General features: G+C 47.2%; 5 protein-coding genes and 1 other RNA gene. 2 read left to right on the top strand and 4 right to left on the bottom strand.

The window, feature by feature from the left end; all coding sequences use genetic code 11:
* Positions 1-133 precede the first annotated feature (133 nt).
* The 4 genes from ACR2PX_RS07310 to ACR2PX_RS07295 all read right to left on the bottom strand — a co-directional run bounded on the left by ACR2PX_RS07310 (position 134) and on the right by ACR2PX_RS07295 (position 2,709).
* On the bottom strand, positions 134-1,543 hold the full coding sequence (locus tag ACR2PX_RS07310) for a tyrosine-type recombinase/integrase (RefSeq protein WP_433998696.1): 1,410 nt from the start codon (positions 1,541-1,543) through the stop codon (positions 134-136).
* 272 nt (positions 1,544-1,815) lie between these two features.
* Positions 1,816-1,994, bottom strand: a non-coding RNA gene (gene ssrS / locus ACR2PX_RS07305) — 6S RNA.
* A gap of 206 nt (positions 1,995-2,200) precedes the next feature.
* Entirely contained in the window at positions 2,201-2,500 is a 300-nt protein-coding gene (locus ACR2PX_RS07300; RefSeq protein ID WP_433998695.1) for a cell division protein ZapA, read from the bottom strand.
* Entirely contained in the window at positions 2,500-2,709 is a 210-nt protein-coding gene (locus ACR2PX_RS07295) for a TIGR02449 family protein (RefSeq protein WP_433998694.1), read from the bottom strand. Before ACR2PX_RS07295 ends, ACR2PX_RS07300 begins: the two co-directional genes overlap by 1 nt.
* A gap of 222 nt (positions 2,710-2,931) precedes the next feature.
* Here ACR2PX_RS07295 and ACR2PX_RS07290 point away from each other — a divergent pair, with 222 nt between their 5' ends.
* Both ACR2PX_RS07290 and ubiH read left to right on the top strand, forming a co-directional pair.
* Entirely contained in the window at positions 2,932-3,522 is a 591-nt protein-coding gene (locus ACR2PX_RS07290; protein ID WP_433998693.1) for a UPF0149 family protein, read from the top strand.
* A 109-nt stretch (positions 3,523-3,631) separates the two neighbouring features.
* Positions 3,632-4,843 carry a 2-octaprenyl-6-methoxyphenyl hydroxylase gene (gene ubiH / locus ACR2PX_RS07285; protein ID WP_433998692.1) on the top strand — a complete coding sequence of 404 codons (1,212 nt, stop codon included), beginning with the start codon at positions 3,632-3,634 and terminating at the stop codon, positions 4,841-4,843.
* The last annotated feature ends 146 nt before the right edge of the window (positions 4,844-4,989 follow it).

The following is a 4,989-nucleotide window of genomic DNA, read 5'->3' as shown; positions in this document are numbered from 1 at the left end:
CGACGCGGGTCTGTATATCGGGTGCAATATGAGTCATGACTGAGAGTAAAGAGAAAGGTTTAGTAGAAAATGGCACAAAACTCTGAAAAATCCAGCCTATTTTGAGGGGGCTGAATAGTTACCATTTGGGCCGTTACCGGCCTTCAAATATTGAAAAGGTATCAATGATCCGGTCATTGAATTTGAAAGTGGTATAGATGTCTTTCAGTTCATGACTGGGTCTCTGTTCTTCAAAATAAATGGCGTAGGTCTGATCTTTTTCACAGATGAAGTCGATAAAATCTGCCCACATCTGAAAGGCGGTTCTGAGTACATGAATTTGCTTTGCCTGGTTATAGGTTTTGCTCATGCCCTTGCGGCTGTGCCCGGTCATTGCTGTGGTAATGGATTCACTGACACCCAAGTTGGTGAGGTTTGTTTCCAGGGTTCGGCGCAGATCGTGGTTGGTACGGTTTGTGATGCCGTAGTGTTCGCGGAAAGCCTTGATTTCGTAATTGTAGTGTCTTGGACTGGATGAACCGCCTTTTACTCGCTGCCACTGCTTGTCTATGAATAGGGTTCTCTTACTGCCAAATACATGCCTGTCATTTCCAAACAGGCTAATGGCCTCTTGGACGGTAGCCATTAGTTGTGTGGACATAGGGATGATAAAAGGCACTTTCTCTTCGTCATCCTTGAGCATATTCTGGTTTTTGACTCGCTCAGGAGGAATCGTCCAGTTGCCATTCTCAAAGTTGAACTCATTGATTTCAGCTTCGAGCACCTGTGTTCTTCGTGTGCCGGAGAGAATAAGCGCTTTCTGCATGAGGTAGAAGTCTTTCTTGATGGGGAAATCTTCGGGATTAGTTAACAGTGTTCGTAGTTCATGCATTGGATAGTAAGATGTTCGTATCTTCCGTTTCGCTTTTATTGAGTAAGGTTCAAACGGGTTGGTTTTACATTTGAAGTGGGCGATACCCCAGCGATACATAGAGACAGTAAAACGGACAGTATCAAAAATGGTTCTGTCCTTCTGGTTGTTATCTCGTAAATGAGTGATGAGTTGCTTGATCTCTTCGGCAGGAACATGGTCAGCAGAGTAATGTCCCAGAACGGGCTCCACGTGTTTCTTGATCCTGTTGTAGGGACGTGGACCAATGTTATTTTTTTCAATGTGTCCTTTGAAGTAGTCCGCTACCAGATCAGATAATGTGTACTCCTTGAGCAAAGGGACAAAGTTGGCAGAATCTTTAACCACCTCTTTGATAATTTGATTCAGGACCGATGGGTCTTTGATGTCTTGACCGTTTTTTCTGGCAGACTTGGCAGACTTGGCAGACAGGTGAATTCGCCGGGCATCTTCCAGTGACCGATCAGGGTAGTCACCGTACTCAATTCTGGATTGCTGCCTGTTGCGGTGGTGGTCCATATAGCGCCAGCAGAATGCTTTTCTTCCTGAAGGGAATATCCGGCAGATCAGGCCAGACATATCGACCATCGTAGTCTCTTTGCTTTCAGGTTTCTTATTACGAATGGCGACATCCGTTAGATTTTTCTTTGCCATAGTCGTGACTTCTTATTCTGGATTTTGAGGTCATTCACTATATGCCAGTTTTTCCGTTGTCGCTGGGTAACGGGAGGAAAACTGGGCAGTTATTTGGGCAGTTTTATCTGCGATGCTACGTATTAAATGTACCTTAGTACTCACTATGAGACGAGAGAAAAAATAGCTTGTGATTTTGGGTGAGAGGCATTTTTGCCTTGTTTCATAGGGGTTTCATAGGGGTTTCAGAGGAAAGTGAGAAGTGATGGGACGGAATGTACTAAATGATAGTAAGTCTCCCCAAACTGCCGCTGTCACGTAAGCCCGTTGCTGTTAAGCAACGGTGGAGGTTACTGTGATGAATCGGGCTTTCCACTGCAAGGTGGACCTGCGCTCCAGCATCAACGAGGAACTTCCTGGTTTGGTATTATCAGCCCGGGTCTTTAATGACTGGCAAACAGACCAGGGAGACTTAACCGGGATTATATCGGTTCTGATGTGCAAGTCTGTAGGTTTTTTTTGCTATTGATCTTTTGACTGATAGCTCAAATGGTTTTTTGCTTATAGCTACCTGTTAGCGTATGGCGCTCAAGGGGTTCAGAAGGATAAATAGCAGAACACCGCCCATGTAAAATTCTGGACGGCTATAAGACAGAAATTGTTTAAGCGGCAGTGGGCTTAGTTTTCGATCGACATAAGAGCCTGATCCAGCTTGCCGAGCATCTGTTTGATTTGTTCCTGGGCATCGGAGTTGTCAGTCAGGCTCTGTTGCTTGCTCTGTAACAGTTCATAGCTGATGTTTAACGCAGCCATCACGGCAATGCGTTCTGTACCGATCACGCCACCGGCACGGATCAGCTTCATTTGTTCGTTTAAATGTTGGGCTGCCTGATGAAGGTTGGCTTCTTCTTCTTTGGGGCAGCTGATTCGGTATTCTTTATCCAGGATACTGACGGTGGTAGTGGATGGGCTGTCCATTAAGATTCATGCTCCAGAGTACGCAGGCGGTTGATCATGGCCTCGACCTTGCTGCGTGCGACATCGTTCTTTTCCATAAGTTGAGCGCGTTCGGCCAGCCAGGATTGCTCCTTGGCACGCAGTAACCGGTTTTCTTCTTTCAGTTTCAGACTGATGGCTACCAGATAATCAATTTTCTGATTCAGAGCTGCGAGTTCGTGGTCGTTCATAGGTTCCGGGACCGTGTTATTGGATCTACTATAGCGGCTGTAGGTATACAGAACAATGCCTTTGCGATTTGCCTACTCGATAAATCTGGTACACTCACGCACTATCGATTTTTCATAGAGTCTTAGGGGGCTGGTTTCCTGTCGGACTTGCAATCCATCCTGATAAAGGCCGGTTATTCGGTGTTCCGTGGACCCCTCCAAGAGGCTTTCAAGGTAATAGTAATGACAAATAGTGATGCGACTTTTGACGTTGTCGCCTTTGATGAGTTAGCTGATCGACTGGTAGAAATGGGAGGGGGTAGTCATCCTTCCGAACTGCATGGAATACTTTGCGGTACGTTTGCTGCTGGCAGTCAGCCAGGTGTTGAAACCTGGTTCAGGCAGGTGTCCGGTTTGCTGGATAATGAAGAGCTGGATAATGAAGAGCTGGACAGCCGCTTTCAGGATCTGCTGACAAAAATGTATCAGGGAACCTTGCAGCAGTTGGATCAGTCCGACTTTTCCATTGCCCTGCTTTTGCCCGATGACGACGCTCTGGAGCAAAGAACAGAGGCTCTGGGTTATTGGTGTCAGGGCTTCCTGTCCGGCTTTGGTGAAGTGATTGGTAGCAAAACCCTGAGTGAAGAAGTGGAAGGGGTTTTGAGTGACTTCTCTGAAATTGCCCAGATTCAGCCAGAAGCGGATAACAGTGATGAATCTGAACGCTTCTTCATAGAAGTCAGTGAATTTGTTCGAATGGCGCTGATTACTGTTTTTTCTGAAGTGACCGCTCAGGAAAAAACTAAAAAGGGTGGCAAAAAAACCATCCATTGAATGGACTTGCAGCGAAAGTCCATTGTGTCGGGATGAACCCCCGAATGAAGACAGAAAGTGTTGGCGTTCCCTTCGGTGATGAGTGTTTTACGGTAGAAAGGAGAGAGAGATGACCGGGAAGTATGATGTCCTGATCATTGGTGGTGGACTGGTGGGTGCCAGTTTACTGTGTGCTCTGGAGTCTGCGATCAAAGAGTATGGGTTGAAAGTTGCTCTGGTTGAGACGCACTCCATTGATGAGGCAAGGGATACTCCACCCAGTTACGATGCCAGGGCCTCGGCACTCTCTTATGGCACTCAACTGATTTATGAAGAGCTTGGACTCTGGTCCGGCCTGGATCAGTTTGCCACTCCTATTCTGGATATTCAGGTGTCTGACCGTGGGCATTTTGGAGCCACGAGCCTCAGTCATCAGGAGGAAGGCGTTCCTGCACTTGGCTATGTAGTAGAAAACCATCGTCTTGGTGAAGTGCTACTTAAAAGACTGAAAGACTATCGTGACCAGGGGCTGGTGGAAGTCCTGAGTCCTGCACAAGTTCAGTCCTTGCAGCCTTTACCCGATTCAGAAATGAAAGTGACTATCGAGCAGCCTGAAGGGGCTGTTGAGACAGCAGCCTCACTGGTGATTCTTGCTGACGGTGGGCGTTCCAGTCTGATGGAAAAACTGTGTATTTCCCGTAAGCACTATGACTACGAACAGCATGCGCTGATTGCCAATGTTTCCCTGGACAGGCCTCATAAAGGCGTAGCCTATGAACGGTTTGCCGGAAGAGGTCCTATGGCTCTGCTCCCTCTTTCAGATGATCGCTCAGCGTTGGTCTGGACAGTCCCCTCTGATGAGATAGACGACAAAATGTCTATGGACGATGAGGCATTCCTGGCAACTTTACAGGAAAAGTTTGGTTACAGGGCGGGGGCGTTTACCAGGGTAGGAAAGCGTGAAACCTATCCTCTGGCTCTCAGTGTTGCCCGTGAGCAGGTACGACCAGGACTGGTCGTATTAGGTAATGCTGCTCATGCCATGCATCCTGTCGCAGGTCAGGGATACAACCTGGCCATCAGGGATACACTGGCCCTTGCACAGAACATTGTTGAATCTCTTGGGCAGGGTATTGCGCCTGGTAATCTGACCCGGTTGCTGCAGTATGTCGATGGACAGAAGGCAGATCAAAAGATGACTTTAGACTTCTGTGATGGTCTGGTGAAACTGTTTTCCCGACAGGAGTTGCCGGTGATTCTGGCCAGAAATCTGGGGTTAACCTGTCTCGATATGAGTCGGGAACTGAAAGGCCGGTTTGCTCGAAAGGCTATGGGATTTTAGTGGTTGATTATGAAAGCCTGACACTAGGAGCCTGTCGGACTTACCACTGACCTACTGCGAAAAAGCCTGATTTGGCCATTTTTTATGATTCTTTTCGTTGAATAGCTCGCTATTCGCCTCAAATAATCATAAAAACTGTCTCAAAC

Source organism: Endozoicomonas sp., assembly GCF_051008435.1.
Taxonomy (GTDB): Bacteria; Pseudomonadota; Gammaproteobacteria; order Pseudomonadales; family Endozoicomonadaceae; genus Endozoicomonas_A.
This window is presented reverse-complemented; position numbering and strand designations above follow the sequence as displayed.